Raw genomic sequence first — 20576 nt, 5'->3', positions numbered from 1 at the left:
ATAATGAAAGAGGTGATATTATGGATCTAAATAAAATACATTATTTCTTTAAAGCTGTTGAATATAAAAACTTTACGCAAGCAGCTAACGCTTGTCATATTGGACAAACAACCATGTCTAAATACATTGCTGTCTTAGAACAAGAACTCCAAACACAGCTATTTATAAGAGAACATAGAACATTAACTCTTACTAAACAAGGAAAACAGTTCTATGAAGGAATGAAAAACATTTATGCTTCTTATCAAACTTTATGTCAAAATATTCAACAAACGAATACTTTACATATAGGCATGAAAACAACAGATTTTACAGACTTTGAAATTCTTGAAAGCTTTGAAAAGAAATACCCACATCTTTCTATTTCTTATTCTTATCTTGAAGAAAATGAATTGATGGAAGGCCTAAAAGCGCATCAACTCGATGCGTTAATTTCTCCAAGCATGCTCTCTTTCTACAAAAACAATCCAATTGAAACAACAACCTTATCTAAAGAAAACGTTTCTCTTGTTTGTTCAAAAGAACTGATCCATAAATATCATACAATAGAAAAGGTCATTCAATCTGTTCCCTATATTACAAAAGCAACAGATCAAAACTATCATCAATTATGTAAAGATGAACTTTATAAAATTTATCATACAACTTTTAATAAAGTAGAATACGTTAAAGAATTTCCTAAACAACTTCTTTTACTTAATCTATCTAGAGGTTTTTCAATCCTTCCTACAAAAGAAGTAGAAAACAGAGATCAGTTCTATTTAGAGGATATTAGTAAATACTTTGCTGATCTTGAAAAAATAAATCTTGTTTATTTAAAACAAAATAAATCAGAGAACTTAAATCTATTATTGCAACATATCCATGAAAAAAAGTGCTAGATTAAGCATTTTTTTTCGTTTTATCTTTTAACATTTATCCTATATAATACAAAGCAAGGAGTTGATGTTATGCAAAAAGATTTAACAAAAGGCAGTGCCTTAAAAAATATTATTACTTTCTCATTACCATTTTTACTTGCTAATTTCTTACAAACATTCTATGGCATGGCTGATTTATTTATTGTCGGTCAATACAATGGAGCTGCTTCTTTATCAGGGGTTTCTATTGGAAGTCAGGTCATGCATATGATTACTGTTATGCTTGTAGGAATTGCAATGGGTTCAACGGTCATGATTGGTCGTTATGTTGGTGAAAGAAAAGAAGAAGAAAAAAGGATGACTGTAGGAAATACAATCATTATCTTTATGATTTTATCTCTGATTGTTACTTTGATTTTATTATTCTTTATTAATCCGATTGTTTCTATTATGTCTACACCTGTAGAAGCAATTCAAGAAACAACGATTTATTTAAAAATATGTTTTATCGGTATTCCTTTTATTACTGCTTACAATATTATTAGTTCTATTTTTAGAGGATTAGGGGATTCTAAAAGTCCTATGTATTTTGTGGCAGTTGCTTGTTTTTTTAATATCGTGTTAGATTTTATTTTCATTGGTTATTTCAATATGCATGCCATTGGAGCAGCATTGGGGACAGTGATTTCACAACTTATTAGTGTAATTGTTGCTTTATTTGCAATTATTAAAAGAAAATTGATTGTCATCCATAGACACCATTTTAAATTACATAAAAAGATTATTAAAGATATCTTTAAAATTGGTTTTCCTATTTCTATGCAAGATGGTTTGATTCAAATTTCATTTATCATTATTACGATTATTGCTAATAGCCGTGGCGTTGATATTGCCGCAGCAGTTGGTGTTGTAGAAAAAATCATTAGCTTTTTATTCTTAGTACCATCAAGTATGTTATCTGCCATCTCGGCAATCTGTGCACAATGTGTTGGAACAAAACAACATCAAAGAGCAAGACAAACTTTACGCTATGGATGCTTTATTGCTTTAGGATTTGGAATTTTCTTTGCGCTTACTTGTCAATTTATTTCCAAGGAAATTCTTTCGTTATTTACAAGTGAAGCTGCAGTTATTATGTATGGTAGTCAATATTTAAAAGGATATGTTTTAGATTGTGTCTTTGCTTCTATTCATTTTTGTTTTAGTGGATTCTTTACAGCTTATGGTTATTCCATTATTTCCTTTATTCATAATGTAATTTCCATAGCCCTTATAAGAGTTCCAGGAGCTTATATTACTTCTAAACTTTTCCCTGAAACATTACTACCAATGGGACTTACACCCGCTCTTGGTTCTATTTTATCAGCAATTATTTGTGTAAGTGTTTTTATCATTATGAAGAAAAAAAATAAATTTGATTATTAAAACGTCATCCAAGTGATGACGTTTTTACTTAAACTTAATTGAAAGAATACATGTATAATCATTCTTTATCTTTTTGTTTGTTTCTAACCCTTTTATAGGAAGAGATGTGACATGATTTTTTCCATAAGATAATGCCACTAACATTTGTTTTTTACTATATTTAATAGATGTTTTTTCTTCAATTTTATCATAATCCCAAACATCATAGTTACTAATGTTTTCTAAAAATGAAATACCTTCAGCTACATAATACCCATCTTCAAAAGCATCTATAATCTTCAAAGTAGAAGCTTCATAATCAACTAATAAAGCAATATTTCCGGTATTTGTTCCTTTTGAAGGATTATTATAAAATGTACAGATTTCTTTATCAGATATCTTTTTACCTTTTTGATATTCTGTTAAATACATAGTTAATGAATCATAATTCTTTTTTGAATTATAATGAAATAACAAAATATTCCCTGGACGACTAGAAAGCATATTTGCCGTTTGCATTTCTGTGCTTTTTTCTAAATAAGGTTCTATATAGTTTTGTGGTTGTGTTAATTTTTTGTAGATAAATATGCTTGTAATAAATATGAAAACAACAAGCATAACTATTAATAATCTTATAATTTTCTTTAGATACTTTTGTTTGTTTTTATTATCTTTTGTAATCTGAATAATATTTTCTTCTGCTTTTTGTTCAATTGTTTCTTTAGGTATATCTTCGCCAGCCAGAAACTCATTAATGCTTATTCCTAATATTTTACATAATTCAAGATAGACTGTTACATCTGGCAAACAAATACCTCTTTCCCATTTAGATACAGATTTATCAGACATATTTAATTTTTCTGCAAGTTGTTTTTGAGTCAAACCTAATGCTTTTCTTTTAGCTGCTATATATTTACCAATTTTAATAAGATCCATATAACCACTTCCTTTATCAAATCATATCATTTTAAATAGAAAACAACACCTCTTATAAGTAGAATTTATATCTTTTTATATTTTGAAAAAATAAACAAATAAAAAGTAATTTAGATATAATAAAATTAGGAAAATAAGATAAAAAGAGGAGAACATAATATGAAACAATTTCCAGAAGGTTTTTTATGGGGTGGAGCTACTGCTGCTAACCAATATGAAGGTGGTTGGAAAGAAGGCGGAAAAGGTGTAAGTTGTAGTGATGTACAATTATTCACTGATCCTAAATCTATGAAAGATTTATTGAATACGCATGGTTTATGTGATATTTCTGATGAAATGATTGAAAAAGCTTTAAGTACAGATGATGAAGTTTATTATCCTAAACGCCATGGGATTGATTTTTATCATCATTATAAAGAAGATATTGCTTTACTTGCAGGTATGGGATTTAAAGTTTATAGAATGTCTATTGCTTGGTCTCGTATTTTCCCTAGAGGGGATGAATTAGAACCAAATGAAGAAGGTTTAAAATTCTATGATGATGTCTTTGATGAATGTTTAAAATATGGGATGCAACCATTAGTTACTATGTCCCATTACGAACCACCACTAGCATTCTGTATGGACTATAATGGTTGGTATGATCGTCGTTCCATTGAATTCTTTACACGTTATGTTGATGTTATTACTAAAAGATATAAAGATAAAGTAAAATTATGGTTAACATTCAATGAAATTGATTCAATCATTAGACATCCATTTATGACCGGTGGACTTATTGAATCAAGATTCAAACCAGAAGAATTTGAAGAAGTTGAATATCAAGCAATGCATCATCAATTTGTGGCAAGTGCTTTAGCGGTAAAAATTACACATGAAAATATTCCTGACGCTAAAGTAGGATGTATGCTTACTAAATTAACTTATTATCCATATACATGTAAACCAGAAGATGTATTAGAACAACAACAAAGAATGAGACAAATCTATTGTTATAGTGATACTCAAGTTCATGGTGAATATCCTAAATACTTATTACAAATGTATAAAAATAAAGGATTCAATATTAAAATGACTGATGAAGATCTAGAAATCATGAAAAAATATCCTGTTGATTTTATTTCATTTAGTTATTATTCATCAAGTTGTGTTGCTGCGGATACTAAAGGATTAGAAATGAGTGCAGGTAATACTGTTACAGCTATTAAAAACCCTCATATTCCTAGTTCTGATTGGGGATGGCAAATTGACCCTATCGGTTTAAGAATTTCTTGTGTAGATTTATATGATCGTTATAGAAAACCATTATTTATTGTTGAAAATGGTTTAGGTGCTAAAGATACGGTAGAAGCTGATGGGTCTATTAATGATGATTATCGTATTGATTATTTAAGAGAACATATTAGACAAATGTATAAAGCTATTGAAGAAGATGGTGTTGAATTAATGGGTTATACAACTTGGGCACCAATTGATTTATTATCTAATTCAACTAATCAAATGTCTAAGAGATATGGATTTATTTATGTAGATGTTGATGATTATGGTAATGGAACTTATAAACGTTCTAAAAAGAAATCATACGATTGGTATAAAGAAGTGATTGCTACAAATGGATCTTCTATTTTAGATGATTAATTCAAAAGGAATCGCAAGATTCCTTTTTTAGTACATTTTATCTTGCGTACTTTCTTACGTATTTATCTATTTTCTTTTCTTGAAAACTATTGATTATTGCTTTGTGATATAATTAACGAAAGGAGAAATGTTATGAAACAAAAGGTATTATTTTTTGATATTGATGGAACATTAATATGGTCTTATGGTGGTATTCAAGAAATTCCTCAAGGTGTACAAAAAGAACTAAAAAGATTAAAGGAACAAGGACATAAACTCTTTATTTGTAGTGGACGTCCTAAAGCCATGTTAGATCAAAAGTGGTGGGATGGTACTTTTGATGGTTATGTTTTAAATAATGGTGGTTATGTAGAAATTGATGGAAAATCTATTTATGAAAATAGAATGGATTATGAGTTATGTTTAAAGACAGCAAATATGTTAGAAGAACTTCATTGTGATTATATGATTGCGACAGCGAATCATTTATACATTGATCCTTCTTATAAAGAACTTTATAACTTCTTTGTTCAAAATGGACATTTTAAAGATCTATTTACAACAAAGTTTGATCGTAATGAGGTATTAAAAAGAGCGATTAAAATAGAAGCAAATGTCACAAATAACGATCGTGAAAAGATTGAAAACTATATTAAAAATGATTTTGGTTATGTCATTAATTTTGATGAACATGGCAGTGATAATGCTTTTGAATTTTATTCACCAACAATTTCAAAAGCAACAGGTATTCAAAAAGTTCTTGATTATTATCATTTAGATCAAGATGACACATACGCTTTTGGTGATGGAGAAAATGATTTAGAAATGATTGATTTTTGTCGTGTAGGGGTTGCCATGGGAAATGCCTGTGATGTTTTAAAAGAAAAAGCAAATATTGTTTGTAAATCTATTGTAGATGATGGATTAGAAGATGTTTTAAAAATTTTATTTAGTGAGTAGGAGAAATTTATGATTCAATTTCATGAAGAAAGTAAAACTTTTCATTTATATAATGATCAAATCAGTTATATCTTTAAAATCTTAAAAAACAATCAATTAGGTCAACTCTATTATGGGAAAAGAATTCATGATCGAGATAACTTTGATCATCTTTTTGAAACAAGTCCTCGACCAATGTCATCTTGTAGCTATGAAGGTAATCTCACTTTTTCATTAGAACATATTAAACAAGAATATCCTGTTTATGGTTCTGGTGATTTACGTCATCCAGCAATCGATATCACCCAAGAAAATGGCAGTCATATTTTAAACTTTGAATATGTAAATCATCAAATAATTCAAGGTAAACCTCAATTAGATCATTTACCTGCAACTTATGTAGAAAAAGAAGATGAAGCACAAACATTGATCATTACCCTATATGATGATGTTATTGATACAAAATTACAGTTAAGTTATACCATTTATCATGATTTACCTGTTATTACAAGAAATGCTTTTATTATTAATGAAGGAAAACAAAAATTAAGACTTAATCAAATGATGTCTATGTCTTTAGACTTACCTGATCAAGATTATGAAATGATTGAACTTACAGGATCATGGGCAAGAGAACGTTCTATTAAAACAAGAAAACTTACTGAAGGTATTCAAAGTATTTATTCTTTAAGAGGCTGTTCTTCTCATCAATTTAATCCTTTTATTGCTTTAAAAAGAGAAAATTGTAAAGAAACAAGTGGTGAAGTTTTAGGTTTTAGTTTGGTTTATAGTGGTAACTTTTTGGCCCAAGTAGAAGTCGATAATTATCATGTCTCACGTGTATCTATGGGAATTCATCCTCATTGTTTTGAATATCTATTAGATCATTTAGATTCTTTTCAAAGTCCTGAAGTTGTAATGGTTTATAGTAATCAAGGTTTAAATAAAATGTCACAAACATATCATCAACTTTATCAAAAAAGACTTGCTAGAGGAAAGTATCGAGATCAAGTAAGACCTATTTTGGTGAATAATTGGGAAGGAACTTATTTTGATTTTAATGAAGATAAGATTGTTTCAATGGCTAATACAGCAAAAGAATTAGGAATTGAGTTATTTGTGTTAGATGATGGTTGGTTTGGTAATAGAAATAATGATCATCAAGGATTAGGAGATTGGTTCCCTAATTTAGATAAACTGCCTCATGGAATTCGTGGTCTATCAAAGAGAATTCATGATTTAGGTTTAAAATTTGGATTATGGTTTGAACCAGAGATGGTCAATGAAGATTCTAACTTATATAGAAATCATCCTGAATGGATATTAAAAACTCCTCATAGAAAGAGTTGTCATGGAAGAAATCAATATATTTTAGATTTTTCTAATCATGAAGTTGTTGAATACATTGCCAAGGCAATGATGAATGTGATTGATGATTCCTATATTTCATATATTAAATGGGACATGAATCGTTGTATGTCAGAAGTCTATTCAAGCACTCATGATGTTTCATCACAAGGAAGAGTCATGCATGAATATATCCTAGGTGTTTATCATTTATACGATGTTCTAACAACTAAATACCCTGATATACTCTTTGAATCCTGTGCAAGTGGAGGAGCACGCTTTGATCCAGGAATGCTTTATTATGCCCCTCAATGTTGGACAAGTGATGATACAGATGCAATAGAAAGATTAAAGATTCAATATGGAACTTCTCTTGTTTACCCACTTTCTTCAATGGGATCACATGTTTCAGCAATTCCTAATCATCAAACATTTAGAAATACACCACTTGAAACACGTGCTAATGTAGCTTATTTTGGTACTTTTGGTTATGAATTAGATGTTAATCAATTAACCTTTGAAGAAAAAGAAATTATTAAAAAACAAATTAGTTTTATGAAACAATATCGTTCTTTATTTCAATTTGGAACATTTTATCGTTTAAAAAGTCCATTTACATCAAACGAAACAGCTTGGATGGTTGTCTCTCATGATAAAACACAAGCAATTGTTGGTTACTATCGACCTTTACAAGAAGTTAATGTAGGTTATCGTCGTTTACCTTTATTAGGTTTAGATGAAGATAAGATGTATCATGTTAATGGTTTAGATTTATATGGAGATGAATTGATGAATGTGGGACTTATTATAAGTGATAGTTCTTGTGGTGAGAATAAGGATGGTATTGGAGATTATTATTCTAAATTATATATTTTAAAGGAGAAAAAAGAAAATGAGTAATGAATGGTGGAAGAAAGAGATAGCTTATCAAATTTATCCTAAAAGTTTTAAGGACTCTAATGGAGATGGAATTGGTGATTTAAGAGGGATTATTGAAAAGCTTGATTATTTAAAGGATTTAGGAGTGACTTTGTTATGGTTATGTCCTATTTATAAATCACCTATGGATGATAATGGATATGATATTTCTGATTATTATGATATTAATCCTGAATTTGGAACAATGGCTGATTTAGAAGAATTGATTGAAAAAGCTAAAAATAAAGGAATTAAGATTATTATGGATCTCGTTATCAATCATAGTTCAGATGAACATGCTTGGTTTCAAGAAGCTTTAAAAGATCCTCATAGTCCTTATCATGACTATTATATCTTTAAATCCTCTAAAGATGGTAAAGAACCAAATAACTGGAGATCAGTTTTTGGAGGTTCAGTATGGCAAAAGGTTGAAGGAAGAGATGAATATTATTTCCATGCTTTTTCTAAAAAACAACCTGATTTAAATTGGGAAAATCCAACTTTAAGACAAGAACTTTATAAAATGATTAATTGGTGGTTAGATAAAGGAATTGCAGGATTTAGAGTTGATGCAATTAACTTTATTAAAAAGGATCAAAGATATTTAGATGGTCCTGTTGATGGACAAGATGGTTTAAGTGCTTGTTTTGCTTATTCTAGAAATCAACCAGGAATTGAAGTCTTTTTTGATGAATTGAAGAAAGAAACATTTGAAAAACATAATTGTATGACTGTTGCAGAAGCAGTAGGGGTTCAATATAAGGATTTAGGTATTTTTATTGGTGAACAAGGATGTTTTTCAATGATGTTTGATTTTAATTATTGTAATTTTGATATTAGTGAAGATGAAGAATGGTTTAAAAGAAATGATTGGACAACTAAACAATTTAAAGAACTCTTATTTACAAGTCAAAGAGAAGTACAAAAACTTGGATGGATTGCTAGTTTCTTGGAAAATCATGATCAACCTAGAGCAATCGATAAATTTGTCTTAGATAAGAAAAATCATAATTATTATTCTCAAACAATGCTTGCTGGTATGTTCTTTAACTTAAGAGGAACACCTTTTATCTATCAAGGTGAAGAAATCGGTATGGAAAACTTTGAAAGAAAAGACATTAGTGAATTTGATGATATTGGAAGTCATGGACAATATCAAAGAGCTTTAGAAGAAGGCTTTACTAAAGAAGAAGCGATGCATTTCCTTAACCTTAGAAGTAGAGATAATACCAGAACACCAATGCAATGGGATAACAGTAAATACGCAGGATTTAGTGATCATGAACCATGGTTAAAAATGACAGGAAGCCAAGATAAAATCAATGTTGAAAATCAATTCAACGATCCAAATTCAATCTATAGCTTCTATAAAAAAATGATTTCTATTAGAAAACAAGAAGATACTCTTGTTTATGGAGATTTTGAAGAAGTAAATACTGTAGATGATGTTATTGGTTATAAACGTACTTATCAAGGACAAGAAATTATTTGTTTATGTAACTTTACAAACACTGAACAATCAATTCCTGATATTCAAGGAAATATCTTGTTAGATAACTACAACAATTACAACCCAACAACCTTAAAACCTTATCAATTTATTATGATCAAAAAATAATAACAGCCCTTTAGTGATAAACTAGAGGGCTTTTTATTGTAAAAAAAATAGAACCATGTATTACTACACGGTCCTTACAAAATATATTTATATATTTTTTTATGCAATTTCATTTTAGTCAACTGGATACCAATTGTCAATAACAATATTCAAAAATTCAAAAGTTGTCCTAATCAAATCATTATTATCATAATAGTGACCGTTTCTTTTTATTCTATCACTAAATTTTTGCAAATTTATAACAGCATTCTTTCTAACACCTTCGCTTGGTATTAGTTTTTTATGCATATAAAGCAAAGATATTACTTGTTGTATTCTACCATTACTCATTTTCTTAATTCTAGTAACCTTCGAAATTTTCTCTATATTTGCCAATTCTTTTGTAACTAAATAACTTGTTGATAATGATGTTGTTTTTGCATTTAAATCATTTATTATACAATTACTATGTGCCGCTGCATTTCTAACACTTTTACACATTTTTAATATAAAATGATCTTTTGACATCATTTTATCATTGTATCTTTCCCCACAAAATTTATAAAATGATATTAGTGTACCAAAAGAAATTACTTCGATAAAAACCCATATAGGGTATTTTTTTAAATCAGGATAGCTATTTATTAAATCTTCACAATAAATTGAATTTCGATTTCTTAATACTTCATTTTCTAATCTATCATACTGATTTTTATCTAAACTATCCAAAAAATCATTTACAATTTCATAACCATCTTCATTATGTAATTGAATTAAATTTAATAAATATATTTTTGTCCAGTGTTCAATATCTAAAGACAAATCTACTAACAAATACCTCAATTCCATATCAATGATTGCTAAATCTTGTAAATATGCAAAATCCAAATCAATGTACACCTTTTTACCATCGACTTCTTTTTTTAAGAAATTCTTTCTATATGATGTTAACTTAAAATAATAGTTATTTTTCCTTAAATATTCTTTGGCATTATCTTCTGAAACATATTTAAAAGTTACACCATTTTCTTTTAATTTATCTATTTGCTCATCAACAGACAATATAGGTTTTGTTTTTTCTTGAAGTAAGACACTCACTCATATCCCTCTTTTCGATAAAATATTATAAAAATAAAAGTATTTCTTTTTTTATTGATAACATTATATTACCATACTTTATTACCAAAATAATCTTATATCATCTATCTGTTTTAAAATTTATTCACTATTTAAAAAAATGTTTTTTTATCTATGCTTGCTTAGGTAAATTTGTGGACTATTTGTCCATTGTTTCAATTATATATAACCTTATAATTATAAAAAAGGTGAAGATATATGTTTATAGGTAGAGAACAAGAATTAAATTTTTTAAATAGTCGTTATCATTCAAAAAATGCAGAACTTATTTTTTTATATGGGAGATACCGCATTGGTAAAACAGAAACATTACATGAATTTTGTAAAGACAAAGAACATATTTTTTACTCATGTCAAGAATGCCCTGATAATATTCAATTAAGAAACTTTTCTCAGTCATTATTAAAAGAAAATATTAAAGCAAGCCAATATTTAAGTACTTTTCATGATTGGAAGCAAGTATTAAGCTCTATCATAGAGTTACCTTATAAAGAAAAAAAATTAATTATTATTGATGAATTTCCTTATATGTGTAAAAATAATAAATCTATTCCTTCTATTTTACAAAATTTATGGGATACTACTCTAAAAAATGAAAATGTAATGATCATTTTATGTGGCAGTGCTATGAGTTTTATTGAAAAATAATTACTTGCAAATAAAAATCCATTATATGGTCGTGCTACTGATATTTATAAAATGAAAGAAATGAATTTCTTTGATGCTAGAAAATTCTTTCCAAATTATTCTTTAGAACAACAAATTATTATTTATTCTATACTAGGTGGAATACCTCATTATTTAAAACAATTCAATAGTGACTTAACTATTGAAGAAAATATAAAATACAATATTTTAACAAAGGTTGTATTTTGTTTAATGAAGTAGAATTTCTTTTACATCAAGAATTAAGAGAAACTTCTTTATATAATTCTATTATAGAAGCCATTGCTTTAGGAAATACAAAGATAAATGAAATATCAACACAAACTCTTATTAACAACACTTCAAAAACCAGCGTTTACTTAAAAAATTTAATAGAACTTGGTATTGTAGAAAGAGAACTCTCTATCGATGCTGGTAATAAAGAAATAGCAAATAATAATCGTGGAATTTATCAATTAACAGATCAATTCTTTAGATTTTGGTACACCTTTATATTTACTAACTATTCTAGTCTAGAAGATGGTGATGTAGATGGTATTTACCAGTATGTTATTGCTGATAATCTAGATAGATATGCTTCTATTACCTATGAAAAAGTATGTCAACAATATCTTACAAGATTACAATTAAAAAATAAGCTTCCTTTTAGATATGAAAAAATAGGGCGATGGTTTGGAAAAACAACTGTTAGAAGCAAAAACAATAATACTGAAATTAAAGAAATAGAAATTGATATTCTTGCTTTATCTAAAAAAGAAAAATGTTATTTAATAGGTGAATGTAAATTTAAAGAAAGTCCATTTTCTTATTCAGAATATTTAGATACTCTTGCAAAACTAGAACCATTAAAGAAAAATAATAAAATCTATTATGCATTATTTTCAAAAAATGGTTTTGATGAAAAAATATTACAAGAAAATAATGATCACTTATTATTATTTAATTTAAATGATATGTCATTTGATTAAGCTGTCGTAAGACAGCTTTTAATGTGCATCATAAAATATAATGATTAAATTAATGTAATACGATAAAATAGAATTATAAAATATTTAGAAAAGAGAAAGAACATGAAAACTTTATATGAAACAATGTCTAATTATTACAAATATAACAATATTGATTGGAATTATTATTTAAACGATTTAGCATTTCCAAAAAATATAAATGATGCTAAAAAATTTATAGATGATTTTTTCGCATATGCTGGAAAAAGTTATTTAATTCGCGATATATTACAAGAATGTGAAACATTAAGAGTAAATCATACACTGTCAGTTTTTTTTATTGGCCTTCTTATAAAAAACAGTTCATTTCATGATTTGAAAATAATTGATAATGATCAAAATGAAATTTTTGAATTTAGTTATCTTTGGTTTTTAGTCTCTTTATTTCATGATATGGGATATATTCAAGAAAAAGACTGGACATACAAATTTGATTATAGAAAAAAATCTAAAGATTTTGAAAAGATTATGAAAGAAAATAAAATTTATTATAATCATTCATTTTATAAACGTATGCCTTTTACAGCATATTATGATTTAGGAATTACTTTTCCAGTTCCTTCTCGCTATGTAAGATATCATACACCAACAGTTAGAACAAAATATGAAATACCTTACTATAATGGAACTACAATTAAGAAAAGTATGTATACAAGCGGAACTATTTTTAATTATTTAGAATATTGCAAAATGAATCCAAAGATTAATCATTATGATCATGGAATAGTAGGAGGATTATGGTTATATGATAGCCTAGTTAAAAATTATTATTTATCTTTCTCAAGAAACAAATCTGCTGATTTTAATGATTTCTATATTAATGATTTACATTTCAGTACCTCTCAATTTCCTATATTTGCATATTTAGCTGATTGTATTATTTCACATAATATGTGGTTTGCAACTGATGACTATACTATAGAACAATATGAAAAATATGGTTTAAAACAATTGACCCCACCTTACGCTCAACCGGTTCAATTTAATAGGAATCCTATATTATTTATTCTAGCTTTAGCTGATACTTTAGAACCTATAAAAACATGTTCTAATTTAGATATATCTCCTTTAGATGTTTTAAATAATATAGAATGTGAATTTAACCATAAACAAATAACATTAGCATTTAAAAATAATGATATGTTTAATAAAATGACTGATAAAATTAATAGGTCAACTAATTGGTTGGATATCAATGTTCACATAAATAATAAAAATAATGAAATTGTTGTAATATTTTGAAATTAATACTAAGTTCCTTCTAGATTTAAAATTATATACTACTGAATACAATTCCTACATATACCTTTTTATTGTTTTTAGCTTTAAAATCCATTCGCTTAGTCCATTTATATAGAATACATTCCTATCAGGATGTATAATTATATCTATAAAACATTTTTAAATTTCACAATTCAATCTTATATAAAATGATATAAAATTTTAATATTTAATAAATTATAAGTGACTAATTGAGATGTTTAATAACTAAAGAGGTAAAGAATATGAATGATAATATTATAATAAGCTGTGAAGAATTTATTGAAAAAAGGATCTCAACAAAATTTTTATCTAAAGGAAAAGAAATTGATTGGCAATTTATTAGAAATTTCAATTATAAGAATTTAGATGAAATAAAAGAAAAAATCGAAGAAATGATAGATGATGGTTTACTAGAAGACAATACAACATATGACGACTATATTTTTGCTTGCGATAGAATTGAACTTATCTATAAAGAATCTAAAGAATGCAGAGATTCAAGAGGCTCTTCAATCATCACTGATAAATTACTAGATAATGAAAGTAGAACATCTACAAGCAAAAGAAGTGCTTGGGTATTATATAAAAATAAACTGCTTAACGAAAAACATTTTTCAAAAGTATCTATAAAAATAATTGAAAATGATACTGAAATAATAAGAAAAAGATTATCCACTGAATACTCTGAAGATATAGGGGCTATAAAAGGGATGGTAGTAGGTGCTATTCAATCAGGAAAAACAGCTAATATGGGTGCATTAATAAGTCAATGCGCTGATAATGGATGGAATTTCTTTATTATATTAGGAGGAATGCTTGAAAATTTAAGAATGCAAACAGAAAAAAGATTAATAAATGATTTTTCTGGTAAAGGTATGTTTAATTGGGTTTCCCTTTCATCAATAACCAATAAAAAAGCAGATCCTGGTCAAGAACTAAGCGATTTGGATTTAAGTAATCATTCGCATACAAAATATTTATGCGTTACTTTAAAACAAAAGGATAGATTAAATAACTTACTTAACTGGATTAAAAGAGATACATCAAATGCAAAGAATATGAGAGTTCTAATAATAGATGATGAAGCTGATCAAGCAAGTATCAATACCAAAAAATTAGATTCAGGAGAACAAACTACAATTAATAAATTGGTTAATGATATCGTAAATGGTCCAAAAGGTAAACAATTGTGTGGAGCAATGAATTATATTTGTTATTCTGCTACTCCTTATGCAAATTTCCTAAATGATAGTAGCGAAGATGGATTATATCCAAATAATTTTATAACAACACTTACTCCTCCAAAAAGTTATTTTGGCCCTCAAGAAATTTTTGGAGTTGATGAAGATGGGTTAAGCGATGGTCTTTCAATTATCAGAAATATAGATAGTGATGATGAATCAAAAATAAATAAAATACTTGAAGAAACAAGTTTAGACATACCAAATAATTTAAAATCCGCAATTTGTTGGTTCTTATGTTCTGTCAGTGCATTTAGATTCAAAAAAATAAAAAAACCTTTTAGTATGCTAGTAAACATTTCATATAAAACTGATGAACATTCTCGTATATCTAATGCTATAAACAATTGGATAAGTACCACAAAAATAGACGCCATTATAAATGATTGTAAAAAAGTTTGGGATAAAGAAACTAATTTGTTTTCTTATGATACTTTAAAACAGGAATTTCCAGATTATGAAATGATTGATAACGTGGAAGAATATCCTAACTTTAATGAGATAAAACCTTATTTAAAAAAACTAATTGAACAAAGAATTAACTATATTCTCTTAAATGATGATAATTCGTTCGAATATAGCAACGGTATACATCTATGTATTGATAATTATAAAAATAATAAAATTAACGAAGATAATGAATACAAACGCATAATTTATCCAGAAAAAAAACAATTAGATGCAATGGAAGCACCTGCTTTTATTATTATAGGGGGAAATACTCTTTCTAGAGGACTTACATTAGAAGGCCTGGTTAGTACATACTTTTTTAGAAAAGGAAGACAAGCTGATAGTTTAATGCAAATGGGGAGATGGTTTGGTTATAGATTTGGCTATGAATTATATCCTCGAATTTGGATGGACGAAATTACGTATGAACAATTTACCTTTTTATCTAAACTTGATTATGACTTAAGAATGAATCTTGAACAATATATGATACAAGGAATTTCTCCTAGACAAGCAGGTCCTTTAATAAATAATACGCCTTCTGTTAGTTGGCTTAGAATAACTGCAAGAAATAAACAACAAAGTGTAATCGAAGCAGACTATAATTTTTCAGGAGTTCAGGCGCAAACAATATCATTTGATACAAATGAAGATATTATGAATAATAATATTGACTTAACAAAAGCTTTTCTAAATGATATTCCTTGTGCACCTATAAAATCAAGGTCAAATAGCTCATTTGTATGGAAAAATGTAGATTATAAAATGGTGTATCATTTTTTAACAAAATTTAAATTTTGTCATAACAATAGGGTTTTCAATAATATTGAATTATTATTAGAATGGCTAAATAAAAAAGATACAACTGAACTATCAAAATGGAATGTCGTTTTGGTTGGGGTTGAAAGCGGTAATTCTTGGAAATTATCTAACAAAGTATCAATAAACAAAGTAAACCGTTCAAAGAAAAGCAACATAAAAGATTATATAAACATTGGAATTTTAAGAACTTATCGTGATAATTTTGAAGATATTGCTTTTAACGAACTAAAAAACAAAGAAAAAGTTATTCAAGCTAAGATTAAAAATCCTGATGAAAGACACAGTGAATCATTTTTTGAATTTAAAAAGTCCATTGGTTTTGATATTAATCCAATGCTTGTTATTTACATAATAGATAAAAATTCAAAACCATTAAACGTAAAGAATCAAAAAAGATTAGCTTTGAATACTTCTCAAGACTTGGTAGGTCTATACTTGGCAATACCTGGAGATAAAAAATATAAGGATTATGTTTCAAAATTAACAATTAAATTAGATAACAAAGGAGAAGAATATTATGATGAAAATTAATATTCCTGAACAAACACCAATGTCTATGTCAGGTTCATCTGTCCTTTCATCAATCCAAAATAATTCTATGTCAACTATTGATTTAATGATCAGAGAATCTTTACAAAATTCTCTTGATGCTGGTATAGATAACATCGGAATATATAGAAGTGTAGATGTAAATTACACAATTGGTAAATTTACCAAAACAAATTTAACCAATGAATTAGAAGGTATATCAGTTGATTTGAAAAATAAAATAAAAGAAACTGAATGTTCTTTTATATCTATTGAAGATAAAAATACTGTTGGATTAAACGGTAAAATAAAATATTCTGATGCAAAAGAAAAGTATGGAAATTTTAGAAAACTAGTGTATGAGATTGCAAAACCACAAACCAAAGAAGATGCTGGTGGATCATGGGGATATGGCAAAACAGTATATTTTAGAGTTGGAATTGGATTAGTCGTTTTTTATACAAGATTTAAAGAAAATGGCGAATACATAGAGAGATTAGCTTGTACATATATTGAAGATGAAACAAAATATAATAGTCTTTTACACAATATTAAAAGAAACGATAGAGGAATAGCATGGTTCGGAGATGAACAAAACGGATCTCCATACCCAATAGAAAATCATGATTATATTTCAAACTTTTTAAAAATATTTGATTTGAGATGTTATGCAGGAAGAGAAACCGGTACAAAAATTATTATTCCATTTATAAATAAAAAAGAACTATTAAATGATATTAATTATAAAAAAGAATATTGGAACAATAATTGTTTTTGGAAAGATAATTTTGAAGAGACACTGGAAAATTCTATTTTACAATGGTACGCCCCTAGAATTAATAACAAAAATTATAAAGAGATGTTTGATAAACCTTTTTTGAAAGTATATATCAATAATCAAAAAATAAAATTTAATGACGATGAAAATTATTTTTTCAAAGTTATTTCAGAATTATACAATCTTGCTTTGCTTAATAATTATAATATTTCATACAATCCTGATATTAACCACATATTAGATTATGATGTCAAAACAGTAAAATATTCAAAATTAAAAGGTCAAAACTCAGGTAGTATCGCTTTTTGTAAGATTCCAATAAAATCTTTTGAACTAAGTCCCTATACCTATATTGGAATAGAAAATAACACTTCAAATGGTAATAGACCCATAATTGGATTTTGTAGAAAACCCGGTATGATTGTTGATTATCAAATTTCAAATAAATGGGCCGATAAAATTCCAAATACACCCGAAGACGAAATATTAATAGGAATTTTTGTATTAAATAGTAATGCTATTTTTAAAGACTATTTCAAGTTAGAACTGTATATCAGAAAAAGCGAAATGGCCGATCATAATGCTTGGGATGACGTTTATATTGAAGAAAAAAATTATGGTAAAGTAGTTGCAACAATATGCAAAAATACTAAAAAAATAATTCAAGACTCACTTAAAGAAAATGAATTAAATAAACCTAGAAGAATTATAGGTATTTCTCAAAAATTAGGTAAGCTATTTTTACCAACCATCGGTTATGGTAGTACTCCACAAACAGGCATTAAACCTAAACCAAAAGAGAGATCTACAATAACACGATCTAGAAACGGGAGCACTTTAAAAACAGGAAATGTTATTAATATAAATAATACTTTATCTAGTATTGACTTTGAGTTGAATCTTTTAAATCATAATGCATCAATTGATATAAGTATTCTTGGTATCGGTAATTTAAATACATGGAATAACTTAATGAACAAAGATAATACAATACAAAAAAAGGCTTTCCCAATAAATATAAAACAAATTCAAATATCTACCATTTCTATAAACAAAGGATCAAATGAATTAAGAATTCCAGTAGATATAAAAGATAATTATTTATATGATGAATTAGAAATAACTCTAAAAGGCGATGAAATTAATAATTCATCAATAGTATTTAAAAATCATGGAAACAACAAGATTCTAATAGAAGGTAAAATTACATTAGAAACTCAGGATAAAGGCTTTGTATATTCTATAAAACTAACTAAAGGTGGTGAATAAATGTGAGCAGTTTCGAATTATTCCCAAAACTTAATAATGATTTATTTGAAGAATCAAGTATATCAATTGAACCTTATTCTTTTTCATATATATCCGATAATATTGAATATGATCTAGATTACGATTTTGAAAATAATGAATACATAATTCTTGATCAAAAAAACATATGGAATGTTAAAGACTATAACTTAAAATTCAAAACAAATTTAACTATCGATAATCCTCAGGTACTATTTGGAAAAAATGGAATAGTTCCTCATAATGCATCTATTAATATAGCACTTCAATGGATGTCTAAACCTTCTCAAAAAAGAGATACAAGAAAAATAGGAGCATTTTCAATTAAAGACACTTTTGTTAATAAAACAATTTCAATGGATATTAAGCCAGACAGATTGAAAGAATATGTAAAAATAAGAGTAATTTTTACTGTTGGGGATTGTGAAAATATATTACCTAATGAAATGCATTTAGCTAATAAAAAAGGGATGATTGTTGGCATGTTTAATGAGGCAAAAATTATGCTAGAAGGAAAAGGATCTGAATTCCCAATTGCCACAGTGTCCAACGGAGTAACCAAACCATTGTGGATGCTTGAATATTCTTCTATCAACCCAGAAATAGACAAATTTAGCGCAGAAAATGTATGCCTATTATTAAATACTGATCATCCCGATTACAAATACTTAGATGAAGAGAACCTTGAAAGTTCAACGCCACTATTTAAAGAAATATTTTCATCAGCAATTCTAATGATATTATTAAATTTAGATAAGGATGGCTATTTAGAAAAAGTGAAAGATAACGAAGATTTTGAGGAAGGAAGCATTTGTGCCGCCATGCATTACTTTATAAGAACTTTTAATATTAAAGTAGATACTATTATTTCTATGATGCAAAGCGTTAAAGAAAATGTTTATAAGGAATTGTAATATGGAATGGTTGGAGTTAAATCAAGTTGATGCTAGAGAAAGATATGAATCCTTATTAGAAAATGATTTTAGAGATTCTTATATATTATCAACACTTACATCTCAATCAGAAAAAAAGTTAAGATATCAACTTACTGATGCTTATGAAGAAATTATTTCTCAAATAAATGATGGCATCAACAATGGAAAACTGAATTATTCAAAAAAGAAATATTATACTGACTGTTATTTTGGAATTGAATTATTTAAAATTTTAAGATCTTTCAAATTTCAGTTACATGACGCTTCAAATATTAATATATGGAGATACATTTCACTTTATATTATTCCTGATTTAGTCTTAGAAAGACATGGACAAAAAGAAAAATATTTTTATTCTATACCTAATAGAATTTGGTTAAGAACGATATGGTGGTATTGCATGTTATCAATGCAAACACAAATTGTAGATAATAAGAAAGTCTATGCTTACGATAAAACATTAAAAGTAATTCAAGAATTTAATACTGATTACATACTAAACATAGTAGATAGATCAGGAAGTGATGGCTTTAGGATTCAGCTTGTAAGAGAAATTATTACACAGTTCTATGAAAGACGAGAAGAAATTAAAAAGTATTTTAATAATGATGCTTCCATATCTGATAAGGAATTTCCAAGAAAAATAATGTTATTAAATGTTGCAAGACTAGAAGTCTATGAACCTATGACGTATGATGGTGGTATTAAAGGGTATGTAAAAGATTTATTTGACTTTTACTTAGTTAATAGTTAGAAAATCAATTACCTCCATTTTTATTCCCAAAAAACATATAAATATTTATTATATGATATAAAATATATAATAAAAAATAATTCATACTTT

At 27.1% G+C, this 20576-nt stretch carries 16 protein-coding genes; 14 read left to right on the top strand and 2 right to left on the bottom strand.

Annotated features, from left to right (window positions below; genetic code table 11):
- Nucleotides 1–20: 20 nt before the first annotated feature.
- Both HUU89_RS05130 and HUU89_RS05125 read left to right on the top strand, forming a co-directional pair.
- Complete coding sequence (locus HUU89_RS05130) at nucleotides 21–881, top strand: LysR family transcriptional regulator (protein WP_175301151.1); 861 nt, start codon at nucleotides 21–23, stop codon at nucleotides 879–881.
- 69 nt (nucleotides 882–950) lie between these two features.
- Nucleotides 951–2285 carry an MATE family efflux transporter gene (locus HUU89_RS05125; RefSeq protein ID WP_175301150.1) on the top strand — a complete coding sequence of 445 codons (1335 nt, stop codon included), beginning with the start codon at nucleotides 951–953 and terminating at the stop codon, nucleotides 2283–2285.
- Between the two features lie 24 nt (nucleotides 2286–2309).
- Here the strand turns inward: HUU89_RS05125 and HUU89_RS05120 are convergent, their stop codons facing one another.
- On the bottom strand, nucleotides 2310–3200 hold the full coding sequence (locus HUU89_RS05120; RefSeq protein WP_175301149.1) for a helix-turn-helix domain-containing protein: 891 nt from the start codon (nucleotides 3198–3200) through the stop codon (nucleotides 2310–2312).
- A gap of 159 nt (nucleotides 3201–3359) precedes the next feature.
- On the opposite strand from HUU89_RS05120, the gene HUU89_RS05115 reads away from it, so the two are divergent.
- The 4 genes from HUU89_RS05115 to HUU89_RS05100 all read left to right on the top strand — a co-directional run bounded on the left by HUU89_RS05115 (nucleotide 3360) and on the right by HUU89_RS05100 (nucleotide 9639).
- Nucleotides 3360–4838, top strand: coding sequence for a 6-phospho-beta-glucosidase (locus HUU89_RS05115; protein WP_119364278.1), 1479 nt, complete (start codon nucleotides 3360–3362; stop codon nucleotides 4836–4838).
- A gap of 132 nt (nucleotides 4839–4970) precedes the next feature.
- Entirely contained in the window at nucleotides 4971–5777 is an 807-nt protein-coding gene (locus HUU89_RS05110; RefSeq protein WP_175301148.1) for an HAD family hydrolase, read from the top strand.
- Between the two features lie 9 nt (nucleotides 5778–5786).
- Nucleotides 5787–8003, top strand: coding sequence for an alpha-galactosidase (locus tag HUU89_RS05105; RefSeq protein WP_175301147.1), 2217 nt, complete (start codon nucleotides 5787–5789; stop codon nucleotides 8001–8003).
- Nucleotides 7996–9639, top strand: a complete 1644-nt coding sequence (locus tag HUU89_RS05100) for a glycoside hydrolase family 13 protein (RefSeq protein WP_175301146.1) — start codon at nucleotides 7996–7998, stop codon at nucleotides 9637–9639. The genes HUU89_RS05105 and HUU89_RS05100 overlap by 8 nt, the downstream gene beginning before the upstream one ends.
- A 114-nt stretch (nucleotides 9640–9753) precedes the next feature.
- On the opposite strand, the gene HUU89_RS05095 is transcribed toward HUU89_RS05100, so the two are convergent.
- Nucleotides 9754–10716, bottom strand: a complete 963-nt coding sequence (locus tag HUU89_RS05095) for an Abi family protein (RefSeq protein WP_147580183.1) — start codon at nucleotides 10714–10716, stop codon at nucleotides 9754–9756.
- A 237-nt stretch (nucleotides 10717–10953) separates the two neighbouring features.
- Here HUU89_RS05095 and HUU89_RS14720 point away from each other — a divergent pair, with 237 nt between their 5' ends.
- The 8 genes from HUU89_RS14720 to HUU89_RS05065 all read left to right on the top strand — a co-directional run bounded on the left by HUU89_RS14720 (nucleotide 10954) and on the right by HUU89_RS05065 (nucleotide 20486).
- The gene (locus HUU89_RS14720; protein WP_217498436.1) at nucleotides 10954–11403 is read left to right on the top strand and encodes an AAA family ATPase; all 450 of its coding nucleotides are present in this window, start codon (nucleotides 10954–10956) and stop codon (nucleotides 11401–11403) included.
- Between the two features lie 51 nt (nucleotides 11404–11454).
- Nucleotides 11455–11643: a hypothetical protein gene (locus HUU89_RS14715; RefSeq protein ID WP_217498435.1), complete on the top strand. Its 189-nt coding sequence runs from the start codon at nucleotides 11455–11457 to the stop codon at nucleotides 11641–11643.
- Nucleotides 11628–12389 (top strand): ATP-binding protein, encoded by a 762-nt coding sequence (locus tag HUU89_RS14710; RefSeq protein WP_217498434.1) that lies wholly within the window; start codon nucleotides 11628–11630, stop codon nucleotides 12387–12389. The genes HUU89_RS14715 and HUU89_RS14710 overlap by 16 nt, the downstream gene beginning before the upstream one ends.
- 102 nt (nucleotides 12390–12491) lie before the next feature.
- Nucleotides 12492–13670, top strand: a complete 1179-nt coding sequence (locus tag HUU89_RS05085) for a hypothetical protein (RefSeq protein ID WP_175301145.1) — start codon at nucleotides 12492–12494, stop codon at nucleotides 13668–13670.
- Between the two features lie 263 nt (nucleotides 13671–13933).
- A complete protein-coding gene (locus HUU89_RS05080) occupies nucleotides 13934–16735 on the top strand; it encodes a Z1 domain-containing protein (protein WP_147580185.1) in 2802 nt (933 codons plus the stop codon).
- Entirely contained in the window at nucleotides 16722–18779 is a 2058-nt protein-coding gene (locus tag HUU89_RS05075) for a hypothetical protein (protein ID WP_175301144.1), read from the top strand. The genes HUU89_RS05080 and HUU89_RS05075 overlap by 14 nt, the downstream gene beginning before the upstream one ends.
- Nucleotides 18780–18781: 2 nt before the next feature.
- Complete coding sequence (locus HUU89_RS05070) at nucleotides 18782–19711, top strand: hypothetical protein (protein ID WP_175301143.1); 930 nt, start codon at nucleotides 18782–18784, stop codon at nucleotides 19709–19711.
- Nucleotide 19712: 1 nt separating this feature from the next.
- Complete coding sequence (locus HUU89_RS05065) at nucleotides 19713–20486, top strand: hypothetical protein (protein ID WP_117864105.1); 774 nt, start codon at nucleotides 19713–19715, stop codon at nucleotides 20484–20486.
- Nucleotides 20487–20576: the final 90 nt, after the last annotated feature.

Source organism: Faecalibacillus sp. H12 (genome assembly GCF_013361255.1).
GTDB classification, from domain to species: Bacteria; Bacillota_I; Bacilli_A; order Erysipelotrichales; family Coprobacillaceae; genus Faecalibacillus; species Faecalibacillus intestinalis.
This window is presented reverse-complemented; position numbering and strand designations above follow the sequence as displayed.

Excerpts from the sequence above, each read along its gene's own strand:
- HUU89_RS05130 (WP_175301151.1), top strand. The coding sequence starts at position 21 with ATGGATCTAAATAAAATACATTATTTCTTTAAAGCTGTTGAATATAAA.
- HUU89_RS05125 (WP_175301150.1), top strand. The coding sequence starts at position 951 with ATGCAAAAAGATTTAACAAAAGGCAGTGCCTTAAAAAATATTATTACT.
- HUU89_RS05120 (WP_175301149.1), bottom strand. The coding sequence starts at position 3,200 with ATGGATCTTATTAAAATTGGTAAATATATAGCAGCTAAAAGAAAAGCA.
- HUU89_RS05115 (WP_119364278.1), top strand. The coding sequence starts at position 3,360 with ATGAAACAATTTCCAGAAGGTTTTTTATGGGGTGGAGCTACTGCTGCT.
- HUU89_RS05110 (WP_175301148.1), top strand. The coding sequence starts at position 4,971 with ATGAAACAAAAGGTATTATTTTTTGATATTGATGGAACATTAATATGG.
- HUU89_RS05105 (WP_175301147.1), top strand. The coding sequence starts at position 5,787 with ATGATTCAATTTCATGAAGAAAGTAAAACTTTTCATTTATATAATGAT.
- HUU89_RS05100 (WP_175301146.1), top strand. The coding sequence starts at position 7,996 with ATGAGTAATGAATGGTGGAAGAAAGAGATAGCTTATCAAATTTATCCT.
- HUU89_RS14720 (WP_217498436.1), top strand. The coding sequence starts at position 10,954 with ATGTTTATAGGTAGAGAACAAGAATTAAATTTTTTAAATAGTCGTTAT.
- HUU89_RS14715 (WP_217498435.1), top strand. The coding sequence starts at position 11,455 with ATGAAAGAAATGAATTTCTTTGATGCTAGAAAATTCTTTCCAAATTAT.
- HUU89_RS05085 (WP_175301145.1), top strand. The coding sequence starts at position 12,492 with ATGAAAACTTTATATGAAACAATGTCTAATTATTACAAATATAACAAT.
- HUU89_RS05080 (WP_147580185.1), top strand. The coding sequence starts at position 13,934 with ATGAATGATAATATTATAATAAGCTGTGAAGAATTTATTGAAAAAAGG.
- HUU89_RS05075 (WP_175301144.1), top strand. The coding sequence starts at position 16,722 with ATGATGAAAATTAATATTCCTGAACAAACACCAATGTCTATGTCAGGT.
- HUU89_RS05065 (WP_117864105.1), top strand. The coding sequence starts at position 19,713 with ATGGAATGGTTGGAGTTAAATCAAGTTGATGCTAGAGAAAGATATGAA.